Source organism: Rhizobium laguerreae (genome assembly GCF_002008165.1).
GTDB classification, from domain to species: Bacteria; Pseudomonadota; Alphaproteobacteria; order Rhizobiales; family Rhizobiaceae; genus Rhizobium; species Rhizobium laguerreae.
In genome coordinates this window covers 625,573-651,379 of sequence record NZ_MRDM01000010.1, presented here as the reverse complement: position 1 = coordinate 651,379, position 25,807 = coordinate 625,573, and the positions used below count along the sequence as shown (strand labels likewise).

The window sequence follows — 25,807 nt, the reverse complement described above, 5'->3', positions numbered from 1 at the left end:
CGCCTCCGACCCCAGATCATTGCTTGGGGAGAATTGCCTCGTACCCCTTCAACCAATCCTCTTTTTTCAGACCAGAGAGGTAGCTTGCGAACTCTGCCTCGGGAAACGTGTAACCGTCGGCTTCGCCGGCGCACGCGAATTCCTTGTAGAATTTGCAGATGTTTGCCTTGGTTACCATCTGATGGGTGACGAAGGTTGCCTCCGGCACGGCCTTTCCGGCGAGCGCAGACAGCGCAATCGGAATGAGATAATTCCCGTAGCTGCCTGGAAACGAACCCGTCGCCGCCACGAGTTTCGGGTCCGTGGCAAGCGCCTCGGCTTCATCCGCGCCGTTGCCGACGGCGATGGCCTGATCAACACGTCCGGCTGCTCGGACGGCCTGCAGCATGCCCATGGTCGCCTGGTCGTTGATCGCGATGATCAGGATCGGCGCTCCTGGCGGAATGCGGCCGAGTACGTTGTTCATCTGGGTATAGGATTCCTGCAGCGTATTCTTCGTATCGATCTCGATGATGTGGTCGGCCGGGAAATCCTTGGTCAGGGCCAGGAAGCCGGCGCGCTGACCTTCCGTGCGCATGCGCGGGATGACGCCCGACTGGGGCAGTGCGCCGATGACGAGATAGCCGCTTTTTACCGTGTCCGCGCCTAATTGTTTTGCCGCAGCCGTTGCAAGGTAGGACCCGCCCATGAAACCGGACTTCGGATTGTTCACGCCGAAGAAACTTGCACCGGGCATGGGGATATCGATTGCCGTGACCTTGGTGCCGTCTTGCTTGAACACGTCCATCACGGTCTGACCGAAGTTTGCGTCGGTCTGAAACTCGATGACGTAGTCAACCTTGCGTTCGGCGAAAGATTTGGCATTGGCAAGCGCGGTCGGCCCATCGAGCCGGTTGTCGGCGACAACGAGTTCCACGCCGGCAGCATCGGCGTTTGCCTGAATGCCTTTCTCCACGAGCACGCCGAAAGCGATGTCACGCTGAAGATTGGCGAAGCCGATGCTGTACTTGCTGCCGTTTTTCGGAGGCGTCACTTTCGACGCGTCGGCGGCCATGGCCTTGAGAGCCTCGGCCGAAAGCATATTGCCGTCGAACTTCGCGGGATCGAACCCGTGGAAATCATCGGCATGGGCAGCAGATGCGGCGAGGCAAGCGGCTGCGACCAGCAGTCTGGCGTGAGTTTTCATATCTATTCTCCTCCCAGCCCCTACCCTCCCCGGCAGCGGCGATAGCTGATGCAATCAGCGTTTCGGCAAATTCGATCGACTTTGCCCTGACCTGATGACGGTACCATCGGCCCCACCTGTTGACACGACGCCAAAATCCACAAAAGTGATCATTTGCATACAAAAAATGATCCTAAAAAGGCGACGTCAAATGACGGAAAACTACTTCGTCTACATGCCTGACAACAGAATTTCTGCAGCATGGGGCTGCACCGCTGTCTCGACGGGCTATTCGGTCATTGCGCCGCACTCCAGTTACCCTCCGAGCCGTCATCCGGACGACCATCATTTCAGCTGGTCTCGAGGCCGCATCCTTCAGGCCTATCAGGTCGTGCTGATCAGCGCCGGCAGCGGGAAGCTCGAATTCGGCAACCTGCGCCGACAGGTGCGCGTCACGGAAGGATCGATTTTTCTCCTGTTCCCAGACGTGTGGCACAGGTTCGCGCCCGATCGGCGAACCGGCTGGACCGAGCACTGGATAGAGTGCCGGGGAACCGCTTTCGATTTTGCAGTGGATGCTGGCCTCCTGCATGTCGAACGCCCGCTCAACCCGGCAAGCGATGAGATCAATCATGTGTTCGCCGCCATCCATGACCTGGCGCGGCAGGATCCTGTGCTTCATCAGCTGGTGATATCCACGCTCGGGTTGCAGCTCCTTGCGCTGCTCTGCCGGCCGGACGATCTGGCAAGCGGCGCCGGCGCGCGCCTCGTCGATCGGGCGCGCATGATCCTGATGGAGCGCTGCGGAACTTCACAATCGGTCGAGGATCTCGCAGCAGAGATGGGGGTGAGCTACCCCTATTTTCGCCGGCTGTTTCGTGAGCAAACCGGGATGTCGGCGAAACAGTATCAAATGAACGTCCGCGTTCAGCGAGCACGCGACTTCCTGGTAAACACCGACAAATCCGTAAAAGAAATCGCCGGCCTTCTCGGCTTTCATTCCGCCTTCCATTTTTCCAGCCAATTCAAAAATGCGGTTGGCTGCGCACCGACGGAATATCGTAGGACCTCTGAGAATTGAGAGGTCTGCCGATCCGTGGCACCGCGCGACCCCAGACGTCGCTCAGTCCGTCTTCGACGTCAGGAACCAGCGGCAGCGTGCTTGATATGGTCCGACAAGGCTGCACGCCGTTTCGCGGCGTAGAAACGAGAGCGGCGGCGCGTCGGGCAATGGGAACCGCAGTTTTTGGAAGACCTCTTATTTCATTGAAAGCTAATTTGAACTTCGTTAGCTTCCTTTGCGGGAGGACTACAATGCAACACATTGATTCGATTACTGCCGAGCCTATCGCAGCGGCGAAGGTCTGGTGCATCGCGGACTTCTGCTCGCAGCACCGATTGGATGGCAAGGAGCAAGCCAAGCTTACTGCTTTATTCGGTGAGTTCGCGACCATCAGCGAACTCGTCCACAATGTAACGCGTAGATCAAGGTTAAGGTGAAGAGGCCGACCCGGCGAAACGGCTGACGTTCCATGCGCTCACCTGGCCGGCGGCACCAGCGAGCGTGCGATATCGATGATGTCGTCATGCGAGGTGGTCGGGTCTTCCCTGTTCCAGGCCATTACGATATGAGGCCCGTTGAAACGAACGCCCCGTCGATACACGGCCCGCCATCGCGCCGGCCACGCTGTTTTTGGCCCTCTCCACCCCGTTTGGCGCGGCTACCAATGTGCTACCACGGCCGCCAAGCAGACGCCTTTTTCCAAGGCCAAAAGTTCGCTAATTATGCAAGGAAATCAAAGTGGTGCCCAGGACCGGAATCGAACCAGTGACACGCGGATTTTCAATCCGCTGCTCTACCAACTGAGCTACCTGGGCTAACCTGCTTCCAATGGCTCCTTTCAAGAAAGGAACCATGGGGCCTTGGTTCACCCCGGAAGCGAGCGGGGTTATAGCATCTTGTTCGCCCATGGCAAGCGTCAAATGACTCTTTTTTGACGGTCTTGCCGGCTTTGCGGATTCATGAGGAAAAATAAGAGCTTCGCGGGTGGATTTCTCTAGTTTTCCTCATCCGGATAATCGGCCTTCGTCTCGTCGTCGGCAACCGGAATGGCATAGGCGCCGGTCAGCCAGCGGGAGAGATCGGCCTCGCGGCAGCGGTTGGAACAGAAGGGATAATGTTCGCGGTGGGAAGGTTTGCCGCATTCGGGGCAAGGGCGCGTCTTGCGCAGCGGTTCGACCTTGGCGGCCGCTTTCTTGTCTTCAGGCATATCGGTTCATCCTATGGGATTAGCCGTCGGGCTCAGCCCTCGGGCCACCGGCTATGCACATCGAAGCCCTCGCCGGTCAAAAGCAAAATGGTTTCATAAAGCGGCAGGCCGACGACATTGGTGTAGGAGCCCACCATCTTCTGTACGAAGGTGCCGGCGAGGCCCTGGATGCCGTAGGCGCCTGCCTTGCCGCGCCACTGGCCGGAGGCCAGGTAGTTCTCGATCTCGAAGCCGGAGAGACGCTTGAAGCGCACCTTGGTCTCGACGATCTTCTGACGGACCTTACGATCCGGGGTCACCAGGCAAACGCCGGTGTAGACCATATGGTTGCGTCCCGACAAGAGATGCAGCGAGTTCAACGCCTCGTCGGCGAACTCTGCCTTGCCGAGAATGCGCCGGCCGACAGCGACCACCGTATCGGCAGAGAGGATATAGCTGCCCTTCCAGGTGATATCGGTCTTGATGGCGGCAAGGGCTGCTTCCGCCTTCTCCGCCGAAAGCCTGCGGGCGAGCGAACGCGGGTGCTCCGACTTCTTCGGCGCCTCGTCGATATCCATCGGCATAAGGCGCGACGGCTCGATGCCGGCCTGGTTGAGCAGGTCGACGCGACGGGGCGAGCCCGAGGCCAGAATGAGCTTGTATTTCAGCGCCATGGAACCTCGACCATCGTCAGACGGGAGCAAAAACCCTTGCGGGGACCTTCGGGCAAACTTACTTGAAACGGTAGGTGATGCGGCCCTTGGTCAGATCGTAGGGCGTCATTTCCACAAGTACCTTGTCGCCGGCGAGAACGCGGATGCGGTTCTTGCGCATGCGGCCCGCGGTGTGGGCAATGATCTCGTGTTCGTTTTCGAGCTTCACGCGGAACGTCGCATTCGGCAGAAGTTCGGTGACGATTCCCGGGAATTCGAGGACTTCTTCTTTAGGCATATAAGTGTTTTCTTCCTGTGCGTTGAATAGGCAGCGCAGCGCGCGCCTTTAAAATTTGGGCGGAAACTACACAATCAACGCAGGTTTGTGAACCTCGTTGATCAGGCTTTCCTTTATTTGTTTTCACGCCGATTGCGCGGCAATGCCATTTCGTTTGAGTAGCCGGCTTTCGATGAGGCCGGCCAGGTGATCGCGGACCTCGCGGTAGCTCTCCAGAATCTGCTCGCGCGTTCCGATTGCAACCGTCGGATCCATGGTCGGCCAATAGACAACGTCGATCGCATTCGACCGCGTCAGCTCGAGTGCTGCATGGTGGGCCTGGGGCGACAACGTGATGATCAGATCGAAGTAATCATCCTCGAGCTCTTCCAGCGTCTGCGGCTGGCGGCGCCCAAGGGAAAGCCCGATCTCCTCGAGCACGACGTCCACGAAGGGATCGCGCTCGCCGGCGCGAACGCCGGCAGACCTGATATAGGTATTGGCCGGCAGAATGCTACGGGCGATCGCTTCGGCTATCGGCGAGCGGATGGCATTCATCCCGCACATGAAGAGGATGGCACCCGGCCGCTTTCCCTCCTCGACATCGGCGGCGCGCTCCATTGCCGTCATCCGCGCCAGTAGAGCACGCAGACCAGCGTGAAAAGGCGCCGGGCGGTATCGAAATCGACCTCTATCTTGCCGGCCAGCCTATCCTTCAGCGTCTGCGAGCCTTCATTGTGGATGCCGCGCCGGCCCATGTCGATCGCCTCGATGCGGCTCGGCGTCGACGAACGGATCGCTTCGTAATAGCTCTCGCAGATCATGAAGTAATCCTTGACGATCCGCCGGAAGGGCGTGAGCGACAGGATATGAGTGGCGACACCGCCACCCTCTTCGGTGGTGATGGCGAAAACCAGTTTCGAATCGACCAGCGAGATGTTCAGCCGGTAAGGCCCGCCGGCATGGCCGAGCGGCTCGAACCTGTTCTCCTCGATCAGATCGAAGATGGCGACGGCGCGCTCATGCTCGACATCGGGCGTCGAACGGCCGATCGTATCGTCAAGGACGACGTCGCAAAGCCGGAATTCGCCCTTCGCCATGCCCTCACCTTTCGAGGTTGAGGCGGATCGCGACCGATCGCGCATGGGCATCGAGGCCTTCGGAAACGGCAAGGGCGATCGCCGCCGGGCCGAGGGTGCGGAGCTGCTGCGGGCCGAGGCGCAGGATCGAGGTGCGCTTGACGAAATCGAGCACCGAAAGACCGGACGAGAAGCGCGCCGAACGCGCCGTCGGCAGCACATGGTTCGAACCGCCGACATAATCGCCGATCACCTCGGGCGTATGGGCGCCGATGAAGATCGCGCCGGCATTGCGGATGCCGTCGAGCAGCCGGTCCGGATCGGCAACGGCGAGCTCCAGATGCTCGGCAGCGATACGGTTTGCCAGCGGAATGGCCTGTTTCAGGTCGGAAACGAGGATGACTGCGCCGAAATCGCGCCAGCTTGCCGCCGCCGTCTCGGCGCGGTTCAGCGTCTTCAGCTGGCGTTCGACCGCCTGCTCCACCGCCTTGCCGAATGCGGCATCATCGGTGATCAGGATCACCTGGGAACTGACGTCGTGCTCGGCCTGGGCCAAGAGGTCGGCTGCGATCCAATCCGGATTGTTGTCCTTGTCTGCAATGACAAGCACCTCGGAGGGGCCGGCGATCATGTCGATGCCGACGGTGCCGAAGACATGGCGCTTGGCGGCGGCGACATAGGCATTGCCGGGGCCGGTGATCTTGGCGACCGGAGCGATCGTCTCAGTGCCATAGGCAAGAGCCGCGATCGCCTGGGCGCCGCCGACACGATAAATCTCCGTGACACCGACAAGCTTGGCGGCGGCAAGCACCGCCGGATTGACGGCGCCGCCGGTGGCAGGAACGGCGATGACGATGCGATCGACGCCGGCGACCTTGGCCGGCACCGCATTCATCAATACCGAGCTAGGATAGCTCGCGGTGCCGCCCGGAACATAGAGCCCGACCGCTTCGATCGCCGTCCAGCGCGAGCCGAGACCGACACCCATATCGTCCTCGTAGATATCGTCCTTCGGCAGCTGCCGGCGATGATGGGACTCGATGCGCAGTGCGGCGAGCTTCAGCGCCCCCAGCACTTCCGAAGGCACCGCATCGACGGCGGCGTCGATCTCTTCAGCTGTGACGCGCATCGGGACGGTGGCGTAATCGATGCCGTCGAATTTCAGCGAATATTCGGCCAGCGCCACATCGCCGCGGGCGCGCACGTCATCGATGATGGCGCGAACGACCACGTTCACATCCTCGGAGACTTCACGTTTCGTCGTCAGAAAGGCGGCAAAATGCTGCTCGAAACCTTCCGATGCCTGATCCAGCCAGATTGCCAAGGCCGATATTCCTTCTCAACTCGAAACTGCGATATTCAAACTTTAGGGCGTCAAACACTCATTGTTTTATGCATGTCGTTATCCCGGAACCGCTGCACACTTCCGGGCGACATGGATTAGCGGTGGCGAGGCTTGGAGGAAGCCTCCCAGGCGCCGCCGATATCGGCCAGCTGGACCTCGATACATTCGACATCGAGCGCAATCGAGGCCGTGCCGGACAGCGACAGCTCGACCGTGCCCTCCGGCCCCTCGCCCTTCTGCTCGAAGCGCAGCGCCAGCAGCGACAGCACCTCGTCGCGTTTGCCGCGATCGATGCCGAGCGAACGGACGGCAAGCACGCGCTTGAAAACCAGGACAGCACGGCGCCGCTCGAAACCCTTGCGCTTGCGCTCGGCACCTTCCCAGACGAAACGATTGGCGGCAAGCGCGAACTGCGCGCCGCGCGGCGACCAGTCGATGTCGCCGACCTTGAAGACGCTGTCCTGCATATGCGCGGACATGATCGCTAGATCCTCGCTATCGAGCGCAACAAGTTTCAGGTCGGTCATTCAGCCTCATCCCATAACCGGCCAAGGCCGGGCACCGCCGGAATGGCGATGCGTCAGACAAGGGAAATAAGGCGCGGCGACCAATTACGCAACCGGGATGAACGGCGCTTACTCGCTGATGCGCTCGACGATGGCGCCGCAGCGGGTCAGCTTCTCCTCGAGACGCTCGAAACCGCGGTCGAGGTGATAGACGCGGGAGACCGTGGTTTCGCCCTCGGCGGCAAGGCCGGCGATGACGAGCGAGACGGAGGCGCGCAGATCGGTCGCCATGACGGGTGCGCCGCGCAGGCGTTGGACACCCTCGATCTTCGCCGTCTGGCCGGACAGCGAGATCCTGGCGCCGAGGCGGGCAAGCTCCTGCACATGCATGAAACGGTTTTCGAAGATGGTCTCGGTGACATGCGAGACGCCGGAAGAACGGGTCATCAGCGCCATGAACTGCGCCTGCAGATCGGTCGGGAAGCCCGGGAAGGGATCGGTGACGATATCGACCGGCCTGATGCCGGCGCCGTTGCGCTTGACGCGCATGCCATTGTTGGTCGACGAGATTTCCGCACCGGCCCGGCGCAGCGTTTCCAGCGCGGTTTCGAGCAGCGCCACATCGGTATTTTCGAGCACGACGTCGCCGCCGGCCATGGCGACGGCCATCGCATAGGTGCCGGTCTCGATGCGATCCGGCAGGACGCGGTGGCGGGCGCCGGAGAGCGAGGTGACGCCTTCGATGGTGATCGTCGCGGTACCCGCGCCCGATATCTTGGCGCCCATGGCGTTCAGGCAGTTGGCGAGATCGACGACCTCAGGCTCGCGGGCGGCATTGCCGATGACCGTCGTGCCGCGGGCAAGCGTTGCCGCCATCATCACCACATGGGTGGCGCCGACGGAAACCTTCGGGAAGGTGTAGCGTGCGCCGATCAGGCCGCCGGCAGGCGCCTTGGCGTTGATATAGCCGGCATCGATCTCCATGGTCGCGCCGAGCGCCGTCAGGCCCTCGATGAAGAGATCGACGGGACGCGTGCCGATGGCACAGCCGCCTGGCAGCGAAACGCGGCAATGACCTTCGCGCGCCAGCAGCGGGCCGATGACCCAGAAGGAGGCGCGCATCTTCGAGACCAGTTCATAAGATGCGGTCGTATCGACGATGGTGCGGCAGGTGAAATGGATCGTGCGCGAATAGGAATCTTCCTGGCGCTCGCGGCGGCCGTTGACGGCTACATCGACGCCGTGATTGCCGAGGATGCGCATCAAGAGTTCGACATCGGCCAGATGCGGCACATTTTCGAGCGTCAGCGTATCGCTGGTCAGAAGCGAGGCGATCATCAGCGGCAGTGCGGCATTCTTGGCGCCGGAAATTGGAATGATGCCATTCAGCTCATTACCGCCGACGATTCTGATACGATCCATGTGCGCTTACGGGCAGCGCCCGCCTTTCCTGAAAGTTCTGCCTTGAAATAAGGAGTGAGGTGTTTAGGGGATTTATCGAGACGCTTCAATTCGCGACGGACGGAACATTACGATTCGTCCATTTTTGCGGCGGGCAGTCCATTTGTTTCGTCGGCCTGGCCGGAACGGCGGGCGCGCACCTGCTGTTTGCGTCGCCCCAGATTTTCCCTGAGCTTTTCGGCGGCGCGCTCGCGGCGCAGTTTCGCCTGTGCCTCGATCGCCTGTTTGCGGCTCTGATGGCCGGTTTCGGTCTTTTCGTTCATGCGACAGGATTAGCTGAATTCGCGCCAATCCAAAAGGCCCTTCGCCGCAATCGACGCAAAGTTGGAATTTGCGGCTTGCACTGGCCGCCAAGCTGTGGCAATAGCCCCCCGTTCTCGCGATTGAGCCACTGGCTCGCACGGGTTCTGGTCCTGCTGCCGTAGCTCAGTGGTAGAGCACACCCTTGGTAAGGGTGAGGTCGGTGGTTCAATCCCACTCGGCAGCACCAGTTTTCTCAGGCAGAACACCGACCTGCAATCGTGATGCTGCCGGGCAAAGCCCAGAACAGAATGCGAATCGCCGCAAAAATCCGTACAGTCCATTCGCTATCGTTCTGACTTTTGGGCCGGTGGTGATTTGACGCCACGTTTCCGTCAATCCGACAATACAATATTTTCGGCCTGGGTCTTTCCGTCGGCCCTGCGTGTTACTTGGTATCTAACAGGGTTCCCCTCACACATTGCCTCCCACAGAACGTCGCCGACGGCCGACCTGGCAACGTAGGTTTCTGTGCCAAATGGATCGGCCAGAAAGCCGAATGTGGGTTTCCTGCCGTTTTCTTTTAGACGGCCAACAGATCCCTGCCCATCCAGGGCCGGCAGGAGGGCCGATATGCTGTCTGCGAGAGCTGAAGCTTCGGCCTTATCTACCGTGCGCTCGATCTTTCTTATAGTCGCAAGCGATGAGAACAAGTGGCCGATCATAGTCGGATCCAAAGTCTCCCGTTTCACTGTACGCATGAAGGCATTGTATTCGCATACGATCGAGGCGACCTCGGGGTGGAGGCTTCGCGCCAATAGGTACTCCAAATTTCGGGTGTAGGCTTGGATACGGAGATCAGTGAGAATTGTTGCTTCCCGTGAGTTCCGCACACCTCTTTCCTGAGCTTCTGCCAATAGCTTATGAGCCTGCTCAAATCGGTGTGCATAGATGTTCGTGCGCGCTAGCTCTCTCTGGATCTCATTGGAGCTGGGGTCTAGCTCTAATGCCCTCCCAAACGCTTCCTGAGCGCCGTCGAAATCATCGTATGCACGCAAAAGGAAGCCGCCGAAGAAATAAAAGATTTGAGGCTGATCGCCTGCCAGTTCCACCGCAGCCTCATAGCTTAGTTTGGCCCTGGCGAAATCCGACTGCCGAAAATAGACGAAAGCTTCGGCGCGATAGACCTCGAAGTATTCGGGATTAGAGATTTTAGCGTCTTCCAGAAGCGTAATGGCTTCTTCAAAAAAACGCTCTTTGGCAAGAACAGCTGCTTTCCGAAGTTTTTGGACGGCAAGCGCCTCTGATGGCGAACGAACGGTGAATGACCGAATACTATAGCGATCTCGATGTGCCGCTCCCTGCTCGGACTGGAAGGTCGATGAGACGGACTTGTACTTGGAGATGATTGAATTGCTGTCTTGTGGGCTGAGATCCAATACGCGAATGATGTATGATCTGGCAAACGGTCGAATCTGATAGCTCGTTTCATGCATATTTTCAGTCGTCCGCTCGATAAGCGAATACTGCAGCAACTCAGCGATTCCTGCTTCGATCGTCGTGGCTTCGAGGGACGCAACGTGTTGAACAACTGCCTGTGATGCGGCACGGGGAAGAGTAGCCATAATCGAGAGCACCCGTTGCGCGTTTGGCGACAGTGCCTCGTATATGTTTTCCATGCAGAACCGAAGTGCAATCTCGGGATTCTTGACGATGGAATGCGGGGAAAGGCCTGCCATCACTCCGAGACAAAACCATTTGATCAGCAATGGCTTGTTTCCAAGCCGCGAGGCAAAATGCTTCAATTCCTCGTTGGAGTGCCCCTTTAGGCTTTCGATCCCGTAGGTATTGAGCAGGCTGCGCAAATAGCTCAACGCCTCGGAGTCGGAAAATGCCCCGACATGCATGGTGAGGTCGGCACCAAGAGGAATGCGCGACGTGAACACGACCTTGCTTTCGCCCGGAACGTCTGTCGCAAAAGATGTTATCGACTCATCCAGAACCGTTTCGAGGTTGTCGATCGCAAGAAGAATTTTGTTATTTTCTAGGAGCAGGCGAACTCGCTCGAGTGGATTTGCCGCCCCCGGTTCGAAGACCGATGCAACCTCACTAAAGAGGGCAAGGGAGGTCGTTATCGCATTTTCGATCCGTTCTATTTCACCAACCGTCAATCGTGACGACTTGGCCGAAACCCAAACGATCGCATCGAAAGGGTGATCGTTCGAGTTGATGAGTCCGTACAACGTTTGAAGTGTGATTGCGGTTTTGCCATTTCCACCGTCGCCGAGGACGGTAACTACCGGATGTCTGCTGAGGATCTTTTTCTTGAGCTCGGCTTCCAACTGCGGACGCGGGAAGAAACCCGTGTCATCATAATCCGGCACCGGAAGATTATGAAAAACTTCCGCGCTGTCCGCTGTCTCGATAAACGAAATGGCAAGATTGCCAATTGAGTGGGGATCCCTGTTGTACTTATTGAAAGCAGCTGAGAGGCTTGGCCAATAAGAGGGGCTTTTTATAAGATCGCTGGCTAGCGCAAAGGAGCGTGAGTATTCTTCGATCGTCAGCGGGCGGCCGTGCATCACTGCATTCCGGACGGCAATGCAGGAGATGAAAGCCGAGTGTTTACTCTGATAGTGCTTTCGCTCGGCGTCTGATAGAAGCGCCTTGCTCCGAAGCAATACGGAGTACTTGTCCCCTATATCCAACCGGTGCAGTAGGTCGAAATCCGTGAGACCCTCGCGGGCGAGATCATTCTCCTTTAGTCGGCCGAGCGTCTTCTCTCTTTCGTCGGGGGTTAGGATGGAATCTTTTGCCTGCAGAATCGAACGCAGGCGAAGCACTAAATCCTGCTCGATAGAATCAAAAAAAACGAACAGCGCGATCCGCTGATAGCTAGCCATCATACCCCTCCCCATGAGTGATTCCTCGAACATACTAACCGCCTACCAAGGGCTGTAAACACTATTATCTTCATTAAATCACAGGTTTATCAGCCATTGATTTGGGTCTACAGTGATGCCTCTGCGCTAAGGTAGACATTTCGCCCTCACCGTCATCAACCGATCCACCATTGCTGACGGCAAAAATCGCGCTAGAATATTAACTATCGCAAAGTCTCCCCGGAGGAACCGGGAGATGCTGCACCCTTGTTTCTGTCGACAATAGTGGAGGAGTATCGATGGCAACTGAAAGATGGAACAGCCCGGTCACGGTCGGTTTCGAAGGTGCCGATGCACGAACGGTCAATGGGCCGTTCGATGCGCTGAAATGCCTGGCGGATCTCTGGCCGAGTATGCGCGGGCTTCGTTACATCAAGGCACGCAGCGCCTGCCGGGCGGCGCTCGATGGGCGCAAGAGTTTGGAAGAAGCAAGAGCCGAGTTCTTGGCGGCAGCCGAAGAGGCGAAGCTGAAGCTGCATTAGCAGTTCGGCAAGGAATTTCGGGCGATTTTCGCCTTCTGGGCGCGTTGGCGTGCCGGAATAGAACAATGCTTTAATTTTGGTTTAACCCTGCAACAAGTGCACGCCGGGTTTTGTTGCAAAGGGCGTTGCGCCTGCTACAGTTGCATCAATAGAAGACGACCAGCCATCATGATGATGGTTAGAGGCTCGTCACCTCTGCGGAAGCGCAGGCGAGCCTCGTCCGAGCAGGACCGCCTTTGTTCAGCAATCCGCGCCGCTCTCATTCTCGATCTCGACATAACCGACGCCGATGATCGTGCCGTCCGCCGCGCGGATGAAGGAGGGGAGATAGTGCGGCTCTACCGGCTCGCAGGCGACGGTCCCGGTATATTCGTTGAGGGCGATCTGGTCCTTCGGCAAAGCGGAATAATCCGTGCCGGTTTCGAGCGAGGCATGGGCGGAGCCGGCAAGGACACCGCAACCCACTATCAAGGTCGTTGCCCAGAGGCGAGGAAGCAGCTGCATGGGAGTCTCCAGCGTTTAGGTCCGGCATTTCAACACGCGGGAGAGCACTTGGTTCCCTTTATGCATTGCAAGGACAGTTGAGCACAGGGCCGGCGCAGCATCCGATCTTTCGACTTCAGCGTCGCAGCAGGCGGCTGCGCACATAGCCTCGTCCGACGACGCTCTCTGCGATCTCCATCGCCCGCTCGACATCACCCCGCCGGCGCACGGAACCTTCCAGGATGACATATGAGCCTAAAGTGGTGACGATGATGTCTATGGCTTCGATATCGCCTGCCGCATGAAGTGCGCACTCCACCGAGGCGCGTGTTGCCGCGTCGATGTGATCCTGCCGGCCGGATTCGCCATAGTTCGTGAATGCTGCAAAGCCGAGCACAGTGACCGTCTCCTGATGTCAGTTGATATCGGTTAACCCGCGGCGAGGCATTTCGTTGCGGTGCGCCACGCATGGAGGAGCCTATTCGAGAGCGCTTCCTATGGACCCTGGCATGGACGACCCTTGGCGAAAGACGTCGCGACTTCCATATCTGGCTGCAGTCGAAAGAGGGATGACGACGATGAAAGCGCTTCTGTCCGCCTTGTTTGCCGGGGCAATGCTTGCCGGCTGCTCCACGGCCGATGCGCCAGCGCTGGAACCCATTCCCGGCAGCATTACGTATGGCGGCCAGCCGCGAACGAAGCTCACCAAGTCGCCGGTCGGCAGCGCCGTCTACAACCAGTTCTACAACGGGACGGGCCAGCGCGTGGAGGAAACCTATATCCTTCAGCCCGACCGCAGCCTGAAGCTGGTGCGGCGCGAGATCGGTCCGGATTTCCCCGACTGAGATGTTGCTCGCGCGCCGCAGCGCTTGACAGAGGCCGCAATCGCGAACATTCAAGGAACATCTAATCTTTCCGCAGTGATTCTGCGGGAGCCCAACCGGACGGCTGGATGTATCTCGAAAAGCTCAATCCGCAGCAGCGCATGGCCGTCGAGCACGGCACGCTCATCGACGGCAGCCATATTGCCGGGCCGCTGCTGGTCATTGCCGGCGCCGGCTCGGGCAAGACGAATACCTTGGCGCATCGCGTCGCCCATCTCATCGTCAAAGGCGCTGATCCCCGCCGCATCCTGCTGATGACCTTTTCGCGTCGGGCAGCAGCCGAGATGGCGCGGCGTGTCGAGCGCATCTGCCGCGACGTGCTTGGTTCGAATGCCGGCGTCATGGCGGATGCGCTTTCCTGGTCCGGCACCTTCCACGGCATCGGCGCCCGGCTGTTGCGCGATTATGCGGAGCAGATCGGTCTCGATCCTGGGTTTACCATCCACGACCGCGAAGACAGTGCCGATCTGATGAACCTGATCCGGCACGACCTCGGTTTCTCGAAGACGGAAAGCCGTTTTCCCACAAAGGGCACCTGCCTTGCCATCTATTCCAGGGCGGTGAATTCGGAAACCGCGCTCGACCTCGTGCTGCGCGACGTCTTTCCCTGGTGCGCGACGTGGGAGAAACAGCTGCGCGAACTTTTCGCCTGTTATGTCGAGGCCAAGCAGAGCCAGAACGTGCTCGATTACGACGATCTGCTGCTCTACTGGGCGCAGATGGTTGGCGAAGCGATGATTGCCGAGGATATCGGCAGCCGCTTCGACCATGTGCTGGTCGACGAATATCAGGACACCAACCGGCTGCAGGCCTCGATCCTGCTGGCGCTGAAGCCCGGCGGCCAGGGGCTGACCGTCGTCGGCGACGACGCGCAGTCGATCTATTCCTTCCGCGCCGCGACGGTGCGCAACATCCTCGATTTTCCCGCCGCCTTCAGCCCGGCCGCCAATATCGTCACGCTCGACCGCAACTACCGCTCGACGCAGCCGATCCTCGCGGCCGCCAACGCCGTCATCGATCTCGCCTCGGAGCGCTTCACCAAGAACCTCTGGACCGAGCGGCAATCCTCCGAGCGGCCGCGCCTCGTCACTGTGCGCGACGAGGCCGAGCAGGCGCGCTACATCACCGACATGGTTCTCGACAATCGCGAGGAAGGCCTCACGCTCAAGCAGCAGGCCGTGCTCTTCCGCACCTCGCATCACAGCGGGCCGCTGGAGGTCGAATTGACCCGGCGCAACATTCCCTTCGTCAAGTTCGGCGGGTTGAAGTTCCTCGACAGCGCACATGTGAAGGACATGCTGGCCGCCCTTCGCTTCGCGCAGAACCCGCGCGACCGGGTGGCGGGCTTCCGGCTGATGCAGATCCTGCCGGGCGTTGGGCCGTCGACGGCGCAAAAGGCACTCGACCTGATGGCCGAAGACGCCAGCCCGATCTCTGCTCTTGCCGCCATGCCGGCGCCGCCGCGCTCCGGCGAGGACTGGACTGATTTCGTTGCCATGCTGCAGGAGATGAAGTCCGGCAAGGCAGGCTGGCCGGCGGAGATCGGTCTGGCGCGGCAATGGTATGCGCCGCATCTGGAGCGGCTTCATGAGGACGCGACGACGCGGCAGGCCGATCTGCTGCAACTCGAGCAGATCGCTAGCGGTTATGCCTCGCGCGAGCGTTTCCTCACCGAACTCACCCTCGATCCGCCGGATGCGACCAGCGACCAGGCGGGCGTGCCGCTTCTCGACGAAGACTATCTCATCCTGTCGACCATCCATTCCGCCAAGGGCCAGGAATGGACGAAGGTCTTCATGCTGAACGTCGTCGACGGCTGCATACCGAGCGATCTCGCCGTCGGCACCACCGCCGAAATCGAGGAGGAACGTCGGCTGCTCTATGTGGCGATGACGCGCGCCCGGGATGGTCTTGACCTCGTCGTGCCGCAACGCTTTTTCACCTATGGGCAGAATTCGCAGGGCGACCGGCACGTCTATGCCTCACGAAGCCGCTTCATTCCGGCCACCCTGCTGCAGTTCTTCGAGGCCTGCAACTGGCCGCAGGGAAAATCGGAGGCAGCTCAAGCCCGGGCGCGGCAGGTGCGCATCGATGTCGGCGCCCGCATGCGCGGCATGTGGCGATAACTGGATAGCGTTCAGAGTGAAAGCGGCGGCTCGGCCGGTTTTAGGAATTGCTCGACCCTAGCCACCTCCACAGCCTCGACTGATGCCGGCGACCATTGCGGATTGCGATCCTTGTCGATGACGGCAGCGCGGATGCCCTCGAAGAAATCCGGATTATCCAGCATCTGCAGACAGGCGCCGAGTTCACGGCCGAGGCATTCGGCAAGCGAGGCGCTGCGGCGGCCGGCTCTGAGCAGCCGCAAAGCGAGCTTCAGGCTGGTCGGCGAACGCGTCAGCATCACCCGGCGCGTCTCAGCGGCGAATTCGCCTTCCTCCTCGGCGAGTGCTGCCAGGATTTCCTCGACGCTGTAGAAACGGAATGTGCGATCAATCACCGCCGCGTTCTGCCGCAGCCGACCTTCTCCCGCGGGCTCCGCAAGAGCTTGTAACACGGCATCAACATCGCTCGACGTGCTGGCGCGCGGCAGCGCCGAGAGAGCATCGCTCACTTCGCCCAGCCGCGACGAAGCGATCTGAAGGTCGGCAAGGCGAGCGTGGATCGCGTCGGCAGCGCCGATATCGAGCCCCGTCAGGCCGAGCCATGTTCCAGCCTCGCCGGGGCCACGCGGCAGCAGCCAGGTGGCGCCGACATCCGGGACATAGCCGATGCCGGTTTCGGGCATGGCAAGCCGCGTGCGCTCGGTGACGATGCGGTGGCGGCCATGCGACGACAGGCCGACGCCGCCGCCCATGGTGATGCCGTCCATCAGCGCGACATAGGGTTTGGGATAGGCGGCAATCATATGGTTGAGGCGGAACTCCTCACGCCAGAAGCTTGCCGCCAGGCCATCGCCGGCGCGGGCGCTCTCATGCAGGGCGCGGATATCGCCGCCGGCACAGAAGCCGCGTTCGCCCTCTCCCGTCGCCACGACGCTCGCCAACTCGGGATCACCGGCAAAGTCGTGAAGGGCCGCAGTGATCGCCCGGATCATCGGCAGGGTCAGGCTGTTCAGCGCCCGCGGCCGGTTGAGGCGGATGATAGCAGCAGTCCCTCGCCGCTCAATGATGACTTCGCCGTCTTGCATGGTCCACCTCATCTGTTGAGACCATGAATAGACGACGGTGAAGCATCACTCCAGTCGATTTGCGGCGGATCGAGATCGATCGTTCAGGCAGACAGCGAATTACGGGCGGAGGCATCGGCCTCGCACCGGGCGGCGTAATCGATGGCAAGTTCGAGCGGCAGCGGCCGCGAGAAATGATAGCCCTGCGCCAGACGAACGCCCATCGCCTTCAATCCCTCGGCGATCTCTTCGCTTTCGATGCCTTCGGCGACGGAGGCAATGCCGAGATTCTGGCAGAGATTGGCGACCGAGCGGGTGATGTTCATGCAACGGGCGTCACGATCGAAATTCACCACGAAGGACTTGTCGATCTTCAGCTTGTCGAAGCCGAGACGATGAATATGGCTGAGGCTCGAATAGCCGGTGCCGAAATCGTCGAGCGCGATCGAGATGCCGGCAGCGCGCAGCATAGTGATCACCTGGTCGGCGGTGTCGAAATCGGAGAGCAATGCGGTCTCGGTAATCTCGAATTCGATGCGCTTCGGATCAATGCCGGAGCGGGTGATCATGGCCAGCAGCGCCATCGAGGTCTCGTGGTCGCAGATATCGCGCGCCGAGAGATTGAAGGACAGCCTGAGATGCCGTGGAATGATCGCCAGCGCTTCGAGCGCCTTGGCGAAAAGGATGCGCGTCATGCGGCCGATGACGGCCGTGCGCTCGGCCGCCGGAATGAAGGCGTCTGGACTGATGCGGCCGAAGCGGGCGCTGTCCCAGCGGGCGAGCGCCTCGTAGGCGACGACGCGGCCGCTCTTCAGCTCGACGATCGGCTGATACTCGAGTTTCAATTCCTTGGCGAAATCATTCGCCTGCAGCTCGAGTTCGATCAGGTAGCGCTGCGTCAGGATCTTCTCGTGCTCGGCCGAGAAGAATTCGACGCCGCTGCTGCGCTTGCTCTTGACCTGGTAGAGGGCGAAATCCGCCTTCTCGTAGAGATCCTCGGCGGCGTAAGTGCCGATATCGGGATAGACGATGCCGCAGGAGCCGAAAACGCGGACCGAGCCGTCGGGAATTTCGAAAGGGTCGCGGACGGCCGCACAGAGCGCCAGGCCGAGATCGGCGATCGCCTTGCGTGTCATCGAACAGGGGAAGATGATCCCGAACTCATCGCCGCCGAGACGGGAGACGATGCCCTCTTCGCCGACCAGCGCGACGAAGCGGCGCGCCGTCTCCTTGAGCACGAGGTCGCCGGCGGCATGGCCGAAGACGTCGTTAACAGGCTTGAAGCCGTCGAGATCGAGAATGCCGAGGACGGGCGGCGAGGACGGATCCTTCTGCAGCCGTTTTTCCAGCGAGAGAAAGAAGCTGCGGCGATTGGCAAGGCCGGTCAGCTGGTCATGCAGCGCATTGCGGCTGTTGACGAGGTTCAGTTCCTCGGCCTCCGCCTGCTTCTTCTTCAGCTCCTCGGTCAATTGCACGAGACCGACGAAATTCTGGAAATAGCTGTTGATCACCCTGAGGAAGGGCAGGATCAGGAAGAGGCCGCTGATGGCCGTCGCCACGAAAACGGGATTGCCTGAGAACAAGAAGGTCGCGACCATGGCCGAGAAGGTGATGACCGTGGTGAGCGCCGCCGCCATCGGCAGGTGCATCAGGCAAAAGATGCAGGAAATGCCCGTCACGACGAGGAAATAGGCGATCTGGCCCTGCTGGGAAGCGTCGCCATATTGGTAAAGCGCGATCGCCCAGCTGCCGAAAGCGACGGCCAGGATGCCGGCCCCTGATATCGTGAGCTTCATCAGCCTGTAGGCCCGCTCGGCGGTGACGTTTTCCTTGCCCCGGATCTCCCACCAGCAGAGACGGAAGACACAGACGACGCTCAAGGCCACGGGAATGTAGAGCGAGAGCCAAAGGGGCGCGGATTTGAGGTGGGTGATCGCCACCGCAAGGGCGTTGATGACCAACAGGACATAGAGAATGGGAATCTGCGACGACAGGGCCCTGAACTGCGCCAGCAGAAGCGTCGGATTGTCTTTTTGCAGCTGCAATGAGGCCAGAAAGTTCTTCATCTTCTCTTTTCCGTTGGCCAGAGCCAGCCAGAGAAAGCTTGATTTTTCCTTATTCACGTGACGGCATGCGGCCCCCGCGGGCGCGGGGATGATAAACGGGTTCCTGGATCAGAAGGACGCGGCGGCGAGTGCCCGGTGGATGCTGTGCAGGTCGTCGACATTCTTGTTCGAAAGGAACAGTTCCCAATCGAGCGAGCTCTGGACGATGGTTTCCAGCGAATCGTATTTGGGCTTCCAGTCGAGCACCTGCCGGGCGAGGGAAGCGTCGGCGACGACGCTTGCCGAATCGCCGGCGCGCCGCGGCGCCATGTGGATCTTGAAGGAATGTCCGTGCAGGCGGGTGACCATGTTCAGCACGTCGAGCACGGAATAGCCGCTGCCATAACCGCAATTGGCAACGAGTGAACCCTTATCCCTGCGCAGGTGCTGCAGCGCTTTCAGATGCGCATCGACAAGATCGCTGACATGGATGTAGTCGCGCACGCCGGTGCCGTCATGGGTGGGATAATCGATGCCGTAGACATTGACGCTGTCGCGCCTGCCGAGCGCTGCCTCGCAGGCGACCTTGATGAGGTGCGTGGCGCCTGAGGTCGACTGGCCGGCGCGGTGGTGCGGGTCGGCGCCGGCGACGTTGAAGTAGCGAAGCGCGACATAGTTGAAATCATAGGCGGCGGCGGCGTCGCGCAGCATGAACTCGGTCATCAGCTTCGACTGGCCGTAAGGATTTTCCGGGTTGAGGGGGGCCGTCTCCTTCACCGGCAGGTCGGTCTTTTGCTGGCCGTAGACGGCCGCCGTCGAGGAGAAGACGAAGTTGCGGATACCGGCCTTGACCGAAGCGCTCAGCAGCGCCCGGGTCTTGCCGGAATTGTTGTCGTAGTAGGAGAGCGGATCGGCGACCGAGACCGGGACGACGGCGGAGCCGGCGAAATGGATGATCGCCTCTATGTCGTTTTCGATGAAGACCTTTTTCAAAATATCGGGATCGGCAACGTCGCCGAGATAGAAGCGCGCCGCCGGCGCCACGGCCCAGCGAAAGCCTGTGGAGAGACGGTCGAGCACGACCACATCCTCGCCTGCATCCAGCAGCGCCCAAACCATGTGACTGCCGATATAACCGGCCCCGCCCGTCACCAAAACCGCCATGTCCCGCATCCCTGCTTTCGTTTTTTAGAAGCAGGGGCATCAGGCGCCGGTTTTTCTTTCCAATTTTCTTATCGCACGGCCTTTGGAAGGCCTTTGAACGGGTATGTTTGGAGTCGTGGTTAGAGGCCGATTTCGGGCTTTGCTAGAGTTTTATCGATCCGGCGATTTCGGCACAAAATCGGCTTGGCCGACGCTTCTCAGAGCTTGAGGATATAGTTGCAGAGGCGCTCGGCCGCGACCGCAACCTGCGTGGGGTCACGTAGGAAGCAGGCGCGCAGGAAGAGTTCGCCGCCCGGTCCGAAGGCTGTTCCGGGTGCAAGCCCGACGCCTGTCTTGTCGACGATGTCGAGCGCTGCCTTGCGGCTGTCGGCGACGCCGTCGATCTTCAGGAAAGCATAGATCGCGCCATCCGGTTTCAGCGTCTCGACGCGGTTCGTGGCAATTAGCGCATCGCAGAGGATATCGCGGGAGCGGGCCGCCTTGGCAATATTGGCAGCGACGAAATCGTCGCCTTGATCAAGGGCTGCGACAGCGCCCTTCTGCATGAACTGCGCCACCCCCGATGTCGAATACTGAATGAGGTTTTCGAGCACCTGGCCCATTTCAGGGGGCGCGACGATCCAGCCGACGCGCCAGCCGGTCATCGACCAGTTCTTCGAGAAGGAATTGACGAAGATGATCTTGTCACCCTCGTCCATCACATCGAGGAAAGAGGGCGCGCGGCCGCCGGCAAAATAATAGCGGGCGTAGATTTCATCTGCCAGGATCCAGAGGTCATGCTTGCGGGCAAGCGCCAGGATATCGCCAAGATCCTGCTTCGTTGCCGTCCAGCCCGTCGGGTTCGACGGCGTGTTGATGAATATGCCCTTGGTCTTCGGGGTGATCGCGGTTTCGATGCGGCCAAGATCGACCGCCCATTTGCCACCTTCAAACTGCAGCTCGACACTGAGCGAACGCGCACCTGCTATCTCGAGGGCGGCGGCAATGTTCGGCCAGGAAGGCGAGAGGTAAACCAGTTCGTCGCCGGGCGAGGTCAGCGCCTGCACGGCGATCTGGATCGCCTGCATGCCGGAGCCGGTGACGTAGAAATGCTCGACCGGAAGCCGGATTTCGAAATGTCTGTTGTAATAATCGGAAAGCGCCTGGCGAAGCTCCGGAATGCCGCGCTGCCAGGTGTAAAAGGTCTCGCCGGCGGCAAGCGCATCCATCGCCGCTCTGCTGATGAATTCAGGCGTCGGCAGATCGCCCTCACCCACCCAGAGCGGCAGCAGGCCTTCGCGGCCACGGGCATAGTTGACGAGTTCGACGATCCCGCTTTCGGGCGCCGCCAGGGCGCGCGGGCTGAGGCTGCTGACAATCGACATGCATATCTCCGGTTTCCGCCTTCATAGCGGATTTGCGCCGGCAAATCCCATGACATCCAGTGATGGCATATCGATTTTGGTGATGAATAAGCCCGGCCGAAGCGGACGGGATCAAGCCGTCGGGCGCGTGGCGAGAAGATCGCGGATTTCCGTCAGCAGCTGAACGTCTGCCGGCGGCGCTGGCAGCTCCTCCGGTGCCGCCTTTTCCTGGCGCTCGACCTGGGCACGCAGGGTGTTCACGCCCTTGACCATCAGAAAGATGATCCAGGCGAGAATGAGAAAGTTGATGAGCACGGTGAGGAAGCTGCCATAGGCAAACACCGCTCCCTGCTCGCGGGCGGCGGCGAGCGACTGCGCGTTGACGGCCGACGAGAGTGGGAGGAAGTAATTCGAAAAATCGAAGCCGCCGAAAATGGCGCCGACGATCGGCATAATAAGGTCATCCACCAAAGATTTGACGATGCCGCCAAAGGCGCCGCCGATGATGACGCCGACTGCAAGATCCATGACATTGCCACGGGCGATAAAGGCCTTGAACTCATTGAGCATCGGATCCGTCTCCCTTTGATACAATTGTGTTAATTAGCTACATCTTCATTGCAATTAATCAATCGGCAATCGCAATTATTCGGCAATACCTCCCCCGCGGTCTTTGACTTAAGGCCTAGATGGCCAGCAATTTTCAAAGTGCCTGAAATGACTTAAGCTGACCCGCGTTGCGGGAGGTCCCGGCGGGTTTCCGCCGGCGGAGGGTCAATGCTTCCAGGCTGGGTCATATTCGCGTCTGCCTTCGGCTATCTGCTTCTGCTTTTCGCCGTGGCAAGCTATGGCGACCGCAAGAACCGCGGCCAGGGCACGCTCGGCCCGGGCACGCTGGGCGGATGGCCGGTGGTCTATGCGCTGAGCCTCGCGATCTACTGCACCTCCTGGACCTATTTCGGCAGCGTCGGGCTTGCGGCGCAGCGCGGCCTTGAATTTGCCGGCATCTATATCGGCCCGATCCTGGTCTTCACGCTCGGCATGCCGCTGCTTCGCCGCATCATCGAGCTCGCCAAGGCGGAGAAGCTCACCTCGGTCGCCGATTTCGTCGCGGCGCGCTACGGCAAGAACCCGACGGTCGCCACGATCGTCGCACTGATCTCGCTGATCGGCGCCATTCCTTATATCGCGCTGCAGCTCAAGGCGATCTCGAGCACCGTCAGCGCCATGGTCAATCCGTCCGATTACGGCATAGGCAGCGGCAATCTCTATTTCCTCGACCTGCCGCTCGCCGCGACGCTGGTGCTTGCCTGTTTCGCCATCATGTTCGGCACGCGGCATACGGATGCGACGGAGCATCAGGATGGCCTGATCCTCGCCGTCTCTATGGAATCAGTGGTCAAGCTCGTCGCCTTCCTGACAGCCGGCGTCTGCGTCGTCTGGTTTCTGTTCGACGGTCCGACTGATCTCTGGCGCAAGACCGTCGACAACGAGCTGGTCATGTCGGCGCTCAGCTACCATACGCCGATCAGCCGCTGGATCACCCTGATCATCTTGTCGGCCTTTGCGATTATCCTGCTGCCGCGGCAATTCCATGTGACGGTTGTCGAAAACCGAACTCCGAAACAGCTGAAACTCGCAGGTTTCCTGTTTCCCACCTATCTCATCGCCATCAATCTCTTCGTGCTGCCGGTGGCAATCGGCGGACTCTTGACCTTCGGCGGCACCGGCAATGCCGATTTCTACATGCTGTCGCTGCCGCTTGCCGGCCAGATGCCCGTCATTTCGCTGATCATCTTCATCGGCGGTTTCTCCGCCGCAACGGCGATGGTCATCGTCGATTCCGTCGCACTGTCGATCATGGTGTCGAACGACATCATCATGCCGATCTTCCTCAGGCGCAAACTCGCCGGCCGCGCCGGCCAGCGCGACAATTTCGCCAAGACGCTGCTCAACATCCGCCGCAGCGCCATTTTCGCCGTGCTGCTGTTCGGTTATGCCTATTACCGCTCGACCGACAGCACCGCCGGCCTTGCCTCGATCGGCCTTCTTTCCTTTGCCGCGATCGCGCAAATCGCCCCAGCGCTGTTCGGCGGGCTGATCTGGCGGCGGGCGAATGCGCGCGGCGCGATCCTCGGGCTGACCTCCGGCTTCGTCATCTGGATCTACCTGCTGTTCCTGCCCTCGCTCGGCGGCCCCGATTATTCCTATGTGGCGAGCGCCGTGCTCGGCTTCATCTTTCCCGGGACCACGCTGTTCACCGCGCCCGACGCCGATCCGCTGGTCAATGCGACGGCGATGAGCCTGATGGTCAACAGCGCCTTCTTCGTCGTCGGCTCGCTCACCCGCAACGCCAAGCCGCTGGAGCGCATTCAGGCCGGCATCTTCGTCAAGCGGCATTCGCGTTCGCAATTTGCCACGCGCGGCTGGAAGACCCGCATCAGCGTCGGCGATCTCAAGGCAGCGATCTCGCGCTATCTCGGCGAAGAGCGCATGCAGCGCTCGCTCACGACCTACGAACAAAGTTCCGGCCGCAAGCTCGAAGACGAGCAGCCGGCCGACATGGCGCTCATCCACTTCAGCGAACAGCTGCTCGGCAGTGCCATCGGCTCGTCCTCAGCCCGGCTGGTGCTGTCGTTGATCCTGCAGAAGATCGAGGATGCCTCCTCCGACACCGCCTGGCTGCTCGATCAGGCAAGCGAGGCGCTGCAATATAACCAGGACATGCTGCAGACCGCGCTGTCGCAGATGGACCAGGGCATTGCCGTCTTCGACAGCTCCAACCGGCTGACGATCTGGAACCGGCGCTTCCGGCAACTGCTGGATCTGCCCGAGAATGCCGGCCAGGTCGGCTTTCCCCTGTCCGAGATCGTCACGACGCTCAGCCAGCGAGGCGACATCCCGCCCGGCGATCTGCAGCAGACGGTGCGGCATTTCCTGACGCTCGACAAACCTTTTTCGCTGGTGCTCGGCGGCGGCGAGCGGATCATCGAGGTGCGCTCCAATGCCATGCCCGACAAGGGCATCGTCGCCACCTTCACCGACATCACCCAACGCGTCAGCGCCGACAAAGCGCTGAAACAGGCGAATGAGACGCTGGAGCAGCGCGTTGCCGAACGTACGGCAGAGCTTACCCGCGTCAACCGCGAACTCGGCGAGGCGCGCGCCGCCGCCGACGAGGCGAATATCGGCAAGACACGCTTTTTCGCCGCCGCCGGCCACGATATCCTGCAGCCGCTCAATGCCGCCCGGCTCTATTCCTCGGCATTGGTCGAGCGCATGGCGCAATCCGAGAACAGCCCGATCGTGCGCAACATCGATTCCGCGCTGGAATCGGTCGAGACCATTCTCGGCGCGGTGCTCGATATATCCAGGCTCGATACCGGCGCCATGCGGCCGCGGCTCGCCTCCGTCGCGCTATCCGACCTCTTGGAGCGTATCCAGACCGATTTTGCGCCGATCGCCCGTGAAAAGCGGCTGAAGCTGGTGGTCATGCCGACGTCGCTACGCGTCCGCTCCGATCCCAATCTGCTGCGCCGGCTGGTGCAGAACCTGGTCTCCAACGCCATCAAATACACGATCACCGGCAAGGTGCTGGTCGGGGCGCGGCGGCGCGGCAACCAGGTGATCATCCAGGTGATCGATTCCGGCATCGGCATCCCGCCGTCGAAATTCCGCACTGTGTTCAAGGAATTTGCGCGGCTGGACGAAGGCGCGAAAACCGCCTCCGGCCTCGGGCTCGGCCTGTCGATCGTCGACCGCATCGCCCGCGTGCTCAACCATCCGGTCGAGCTGCAGTCGACGCATGGCAAGGGCACGGAATTCCGCATTGCCATGCCGCTCGACGTGTCGCGCACGGCCGCGGCTGCAGCAGCGATTGCGCCCGCCGACCGCCCCGGCCAGCCGCTCAGCGGGCTGAAGATCCTCTGCATCGACAACGAGCCGAAGATCCTCGAAGGCATGCGGCTCTTGATCAGCGGCTGGGGCTGCGAGGTGGAGTCGCTCAATTGCCTCGCCGACGTCACCGCCCTCGATGGCCGGGAGGGATCACCTGACATCGTCATCGCCGATTATCATCTCGGCGACGGCACCGGAATTGCCGCGATCCTGCATCTGCGCCGGCGGTTCGGCGCCGATATCCCCGCTTTGCTGATCACGGCAGACCGCACGCCGGAGGTGCGCAGCGAGGCCGAGCGATACGGCATCGCCGTCCAGCACAAGCCGGTGCGGCCGGCGGCGCTGCGCGCCTATATCACCCAGATTTCCGGCCTCAAGCGCGCCGCCGCGGAGTAACACAAAAACTTAGAGCATTTCCGTTTT

23 protein-coding genes and 2 tRNA genes are annotated in these 25,807 nt (G+C 60.5%); 6 read left to right on the top strand and 19 right to left on the bottom strand.

All coding sequences use genetic code 11. The annotated features are described in order from the left end of the window. Nucleotides 1-16: 16 nt before the first annotated feature. Nucleotides 17-1,186: a sugar ABC transporter substrate-binding protein gene (locus BS630_RS11730; protein ID WP_077977527.1), complete on the bottom strand. Its 1,170-nt coding sequence runs from the start codon at nt 1,184-1,186 to the stop codon at nt 17-19. A gap of 94 nt (nt 1,187-1,280) precedes the next feature. Between BS630_RS11730 and BS630_RS11725 the strand changes: the two genes are divergently transcribed. Beyond that, nucleotides 1,281-2,246 (top strand): helix-turn-helix domain-containing protein, encoded by a 966-nt coding sequence (locus BS630_RS11725; RefSeq protein WP_077977526.1) that lies wholly within the window; start codon nt 1,281-1,283, stop codon nt 2,244-2,246. Nucleotides 2,247-2,967: 721 nt separating this feature from the next. Here BS630_RS11725 and BS630_RS11715 read toward each other — a convergent pair. From BS630_RS11715 to BS630_RS11670, 10 genes are all read right to left on the bottom strand, one after another. Continuing rightward, nucleotides 2,968-3,043 (bottom strand) — tRNA-Phe (locus tag BS630_RS11715). A gap of 179 nt (nt 3,044-3,222) precedes the next feature. Beyond that, nucleotides 3,223-3,435: a DNA gyrase inhibitor YacG gene (yacG, locus tag BS630_RS11710; protein WP_012755993.1), complete on the bottom strand. Its 213-nt coding sequence runs from the start codon at nt 3,433-3,435 to the stop codon at nt 3,223-3,225. 32 nt (nt 3,436-3,467) lie between these two features. Next, nucleotides 3,468-4,088: a Maf-like protein gene (locus tag BS630_RS11705; protein WP_025393095.1), complete on the bottom strand. Its 621-nt coding sequence runs from the start codon at nt 4,086-4,088 to the stop codon at nt 3,468-3,470. A gap of 58 nt (nt 4,089-4,146) precedes the next feature. Further along, nucleotides 4,147-4,365, bottom strand: a complete 219-nt coding sequence (gene infA, locus BS630_RS11700) for a translation initiation factor IF-1 (RefSeq protein WP_003545338.1) — start codon at nt 4,363-4,365, stop codon at nt 4,147-4,149. A gap of 123 nt (nt 4,366-4,488) precedes the next feature. Further along, the gene (locus BS630_RS11695; protein ID WP_183594478.1) at nt 4,489-4,974 is read right to left on the bottom strand and encodes an arsenate-mycothiol transferase ArsC; all 486 of its coding nucleotides are present in this window, start codon (nt 4,972-4,974) and stop codon (nt 4,489-4,491) included. Then, nucleotides 4,971-5,444 (bottom strand): UPF0262 family protein, encoded by a 474-nt coding sequence (locus BS630_RS11690; protein WP_011650397.1) that lies wholly within the window; start codon nt 5,442-5,444, stop codon nt 4,971-4,973. Before BS630_RS11690 ends, BS630_RS11695 begins: the two co-directional genes overlap by 4 nt. Nucleotides 5,445-5,448: 4 nt before the next feature. Beyond that, nucleotides 5,449-6,747: a histidinol dehydrogenase gene (hisD, locus tag BS630_RS11685; RefSeq protein WP_077977523.1), complete on the bottom strand. Its 1,299-nt coding sequence runs from the start codon at nt 6,745-6,747 to the stop codon at nt 5,449-5,451. 116 nt (nt 6,748-6,863) lie between these two features. Continuing rightward, nucleotides 6,864-7,295, bottom strand: coding sequence for a DUF2948 family protein (locus tag BS630_RS11680; RefSeq protein ID WP_077977522.1), 432 nt, complete (start codon nt 7,293-7,295; stop codon nt 6,864-6,866). 108 nt (nt 7,296-7,403) lie between these two features. Next, nucleotides 7,404-8,696: a UDP-N-acetylglucosamine 1-carboxyvinyltransferase gene (gene murA / locus BS630_RS11675; protein WP_077977521.1), complete on the bottom strand. Its 1,293-nt coding sequence runs from the start codon at nt 8,694-8,696 to the stop codon at nt 7,404-7,406. A gap of 107 nt (nt 8,697-8,803) precedes the next feature. Further along, entirely contained in the window at nt 8,804-8,998 is a 195-nt protein-coding gene (locus BS630_RS11670) for a hypothetical protein (protein ID WP_077977520.1), read from the bottom strand. A 152-nt stretch (nt 8,999-9,150) separates the two neighbouring features. Between BS630_RS11670 and BS630_RS11665 the strand changes: the two genes are divergently transcribed. Beyond that, nucleotides 9,151-9,225 (top strand) — tRNA-Thr (locus BS630_RS11665). 145 nt (nt 9,226-9,370) lie between these two features. Here BS630_RS11665 and BS630_RS11660 read toward each other — a convergent pair. Then, complete coding sequence (locus tag BS630_RS11660) at nt 9,371-11,878, bottom strand: tetratricopeptide repeat protein (RefSeq protein WP_158081402.1); 2,508 nt, start codon at nt 11,876-11,878, stop codon at nt 9,371-9,373. 278 nt (nt 11,879-12,156) lie between these two features. On the opposite strand from BS630_RS11660, the gene BS630_RS11655 reads away from it, so the two are divergent. Beyond that, nucleotides 12,157-12,399 carry a DUF982 domain-containing protein gene (locus BS630_RS11655; protein ID WP_077977518.1) on the top strand — a complete coding sequence of 81 codons (243 nt, stop codon included), beginning with the start codon at nt 12,157-12,159 and terminating at the stop codon, nt 12,397-12,399. Nucleotides 12,400-12,639: 240 nt separating this feature from the next. Here the strand turns inward: BS630_RS11655 and BS630_RS11650 are convergent, their stop codons facing one another. Next, on the bottom strand, nt 12,640-12,903 hold the full coding sequence (locus BS630_RS11650) for a hypothetical protein (protein WP_077977517.1): 264 nt from the start codon (nt 12,901-12,903) through the stop codon (nt 12,640-12,642). Between the two features lie 115 nt (nt 12,904-13,018). Continuing rightward, nucleotides 13,019-13,279 (bottom strand): BON domain-containing protein, encoded by a 261-nt coding sequence (locus tag BS630_RS11645; RefSeq protein ID WP_077977516.1) that lies wholly within the window; start codon nt 13,277-13,279, stop codon nt 13,019-13,021. A gap of 181 nt (nt 13,280-13,460) precedes the next feature. Between BS630_RS11645 and BS630_RS11640 the strand changes: the two genes are divergently transcribed. Together BS630_RS11640 and BS630_RS11635 are read left to right on the top strand one after the other, a co-directional pair. Beyond that, nucleotides 13,461-13,727 (top strand): hypothetical protein, encoded by a 267-nt coding sequence (locus BS630_RS11640; protein WP_077977727.1) that lies wholly within the window; start codon nt 13,461-13,463, stop codon nt 13,725-13,727. Between the two features lie 107 nt (nt 13,728-13,834). After that, nucleotides 13,835-15,892: an ATP-dependent helicase gene (locus BS630_RS11635; protein ID WP_077977515.1), complete on the top strand. Its 2,058-nt coding sequence runs from the start codon at nt 13,835-13,837 to the stop codon at nt 15,890-15,892. Nucleotides 15,893-15,903: 11 nt separating this feature from the next. On the opposite strand, the gene BS630_RS11630 is transcribed toward BS630_RS11635, so the two are convergent. From BS630_RS11630 to mscL, 5 genes are all read right to left on the bottom strand, one after another. Further along, nucleotides 15,904-16,956: an enoyl-CoA hydratase/isomerase family protein gene (locus BS630_RS11630; RefSeq protein ID WP_077977514.1), complete on the bottom strand. Its 1,053-nt coding sequence runs from the start codon at nt 16,954-16,956 to the stop codon at nt 15,904-15,906. 83 nt (nt 16,957-17,039) lie between these two features. Then, complete coding sequence (locus tag BS630_RS11625; RefSeq protein WP_077977513.1) at nt 17,040-19,001, bottom strand: putative bifunctional diguanylate cyclase/phosphodiesterase; 1,962 nt, start codon at nt 18,999-19,001, stop codon at nt 17,040-17,042. Nucleotides 19,002-19,109: 108 nt separating this feature from the next. Continuing rightward, nucleotides 19,110-20,144: a UDP-glucose 4-epimerase GalE gene (gene galE / locus BS630_RS11620; protein WP_077977726.1), complete on the bottom strand. Its 1,035-nt coding sequence runs from the start codon at nt 20,142-20,144 to the stop codon at nt 19,110-19,112. A 197-nt stretch (nt 20,145-20,341) separates the two neighbouring features. Continuing rightward, entirely contained in the window at nt 20,342-21,508 is a 1,167-nt protein-coding gene (locus BS630_RS11615; RefSeq protein ID WP_077977512.1) for a pyridoxal phosphate-dependent aminotransferase, read from the bottom strand. A 111-nt stretch (nt 21,509-21,619) separates the two neighbouring features. Continuing rightward, nucleotides 21,620-22,057 carry a large conductance mechanosensitive channel protein MscL gene (gene mscL / locus BS630_RS11610; RefSeq protein WP_017958900.1) on the bottom strand — a complete coding sequence of 146 codons (438 nt, stop codon included), beginning with the start codon at nt 22,055-22,057 and terminating at the stop codon, nt 21,620-21,622. A gap of 207 nt (nt 22,058-22,264) precedes the next feature. On the opposite strand from mscL, the gene BS630_RS11605 reads away from it, so the two are divergent. Then, on the top strand, nt 22,265-25,780 hold the full coding sequence (locus BS630_RS11605; protein WP_077977511.1) for a PAS domain-containing hybrid sensor histidine kinase/response regulator: 3,516 nt from the start codon (nt 22,265-22,267) through the stop codon (nt 25,778-25,780). Nucleotides 25,781-25,807 lie beyond the last annotated feature (27 nt).

Bases quoted from the DNA above. Each gene is read 5' to 3' on its own strand.
- BS630_RS11635 (WP_077977515.1), top strand. From the start codon at position 13,835: ATGTATCTCGAAAAGCTCAATCCGCAGCAGCGCATGGCCGTCGAGCAC.
- BS630_RS11705 (WP_025393095.1), bottom strand. From the start codon at position 4,088: ATGGCGCTGAAATACAAGCTCATTCTGGCCTCGGGCTCGCCCCGTCGC.
- BS630_RS11730 (WP_077977527.1), bottom strand. From the start codon at position 1,186: ATGAAAACTCACGCCAGACTGCTGGTCGCAGCCGCTTGCCTCGCCGCA.
- yacG (WP_012755993.1), bottom strand. From the start codon at position 3,435: ATGCCTGAAGACAAGAAAGCGGCCGCCAAGGTCGAACCGCTGCGCAAG.
- BS630_RS11650 (WP_077977517.1), bottom strand. From the start codon at position 12,903: ATGCAGCTGCTTCCTCGCCTCTGGGCAACGACCTTGATAGTGGGTTGC.
- BS630_RS11640 (WP_077977727.1), top strand. From the start codon at position 13,461: ATGAAAGCGCTTCTGTCCGCCTTGTTTGCCGGGGCAATGCTTGCCGGC.
- BS630_RS11690 (WP_011650397.1), bottom strand. From the start codon at position 5,444: ATGGCGAAGGGCGAATTCCGGCTTTGCGACGTCGTCCTTGACGATACG.
- BS630_RS11615 (WP_077977512.1), bottom strand. From the start codon at position 21,508: ATGTCGATTGTCAGCAGCCTCAGCCCGCGCGCCCTGGCGGCGCCCGAA.
- galE (WP_077977726.1), bottom strand. From the start codon at position 20,144: ATGGCGGTTTTGGTGACGGGCGGGGCCGGTTATATCGGCAGTCACATG.
- BS630_RS11670 (WP_077977520.1), bottom strand. From the start codon at position 8,998: ATGAACGAAAAGACCGAAACCGGCCATCAGAGCCGCAAACAGGCGATC.
- BS630_RS11680 (WP_077977522.1), bottom strand. From the start codon at position 7,295: ATGACCGACCTGAAACTTGTTGCGCTCGATAGCGAGGATCTAGCGATC.
- BS630_RS11695 (WP_183594478.1), bottom strand. From the start codon at position 4,974: ATGACGGCAATGGAGCGCGCCGCCGATGTCGAGGAGGGAAAGCGGCCG.
- BS630_RS11655 (WP_077977518.1), top strand. From the start codon at position 12,157: ATGGCAACTGAAAGATGGAACAGCCCGGTCACGGTCGGTTTCGAAGGT.
- BS630_RS11660 (WP_158081402.1), bottom strand. From the start codon at position 11,878: ATGGCTAGCTATCAGCGGATCGCGCTGTTCGTTTTTTTTGATTCTATC.
- infA (WP_003545338.1), bottom strand. From the start codon at position 4,365: ATGCCTAAAGAAGAAGTCCTCGAATTCCCGGGAATCGTCACCGAACTT.
- BS630_RS11605 (WP_077977511.1), top strand. From the start codon at position 22,265: ATGCTTCCAGGCTGGGTCATATTCGCGTCTGCCTTCGGCTATCTGCTT.
- BS630_RS11630 (WP_077977514.1), bottom strand. From the start codon at position 16,956: ATGCAAGACGGCGAAGTCATCATTGAGCGGCGAGGGACTGCTGCTATC.
- mscL (WP_017958900.1), bottom strand. From the start codon at position 22,057: ATGCTCAATGAGTTCAAGGCCTTTATCGCCCGTGGCAATGTCATGGAT.
- murA (WP_077977521.1), bottom strand. From the start codon at position 8,696: ATGGATCGTATCAGAATCGTCGGCGGTAATGAGCTGAATGGCATCATT.
- BS630_RS11625 (WP_077977513.1), bottom strand. From the start codon at position 19,001: ATGAAGAACTTTCTGGCCTCATTGCAGCTGCAAAAAGACAATCCGACG.
- BS630_RS11725 (WP_077977526.1), top strand. From the start codon at position 1,281: ATGACGGTACCATCGGCCCCACCTGTTGACACGACGCCAAAATCCACA.